This is a genomic window from Streptomyces coryli (assembly GCF_011044975.1).
Lineage (GTDB): Bacteria > Actinomycetota > Actinomycetes > Streptomycetales > Streptomycetaceae > Streptomyces > Streptomyces coryli.
Genome location: NZ_JAAKZV010000588.1, coordinates 1 through 689 on the forward strand (window position 1 = coordinate 1; position 689 = coordinate 689).

The window sequence follows — 689 nt, forward strand, 5'->3', positions numbered from 1 at the left end:
GACCTTGCAGGCATGGGTAACAACCTGAACCGAGTTTTTTTTTTTGCAAGCAGAAGCGTGAAGACGAGCTAGATTCATGTCTCGGGGGCTCGGAGATGTTTATAAGAGACAGGAACGTCCCCATCTGGTACGTCTACGAGCCCGGCGGCGAGCTCTGGATCCTCACCGGCAACGACTCGGCGAAGGCCAAGGCGGCAGCATCGGCGGGCCGCGCCTCCGTCATGGCCCAGCGCCTCGAGCCCACGGTCCGCTACGTCACGGTCGAGGGCCCGGTGACGATCGAGCCCGGCACCCCGGAGCAGCTGCGCGAGGTCTCCGAGCGCTATCTGCCGCCGGAAGCGGTCGAGGAGTACATCAAGTTCTCGGAGGAGAACCTGAGCGAGAACGTGGTCATCCGCCTCCGGCCGGAGAAGTGGCTGTCGGCGGATATGGGGAGCTGGTAGGCGCGGGTCGGGCTGCGCCTGCGGCGGGCGGCTGGCTACGGCAAGGGAGGGCAGGCATGTGCTTGGCCTTCGCTGCCGGGTGCGGGCCGGGTGGTGGTGCAGGGGGCATGGGCGAGGCCAGAGGCAACGGCAAGGCCCGGCTCAGGTGCTCGCCAGCACGGAGAGGCTGGGTGCTCGCAGCAGGCTGCGGCCGGTATTGAAGCTGCCCACCAGCACCCGGCAGCGGAAGCCGCCCCGCCCCTCCAC

1 protein-coding gene is annotated in these 689 nt (G+C 67.5%); it reads left to right on the forward strand.

The window, feature by feature from the left end; translation table 11 throughout:
• Positions 1–95: 95 nt before the first annotated feature.
• Positions 96–443: a pyridoxamine 5'-phosphate oxidase family protein gene (locus G5C51_RS42330; RefSeq protein ID WP_165246267.1), complete on the forward strand. Its 348-nt coding sequence runs from the start codon at positions 96–98 to the stop codon at positions 441–443.
• Positions 444–689 lie beyond the last annotated feature (246 nt).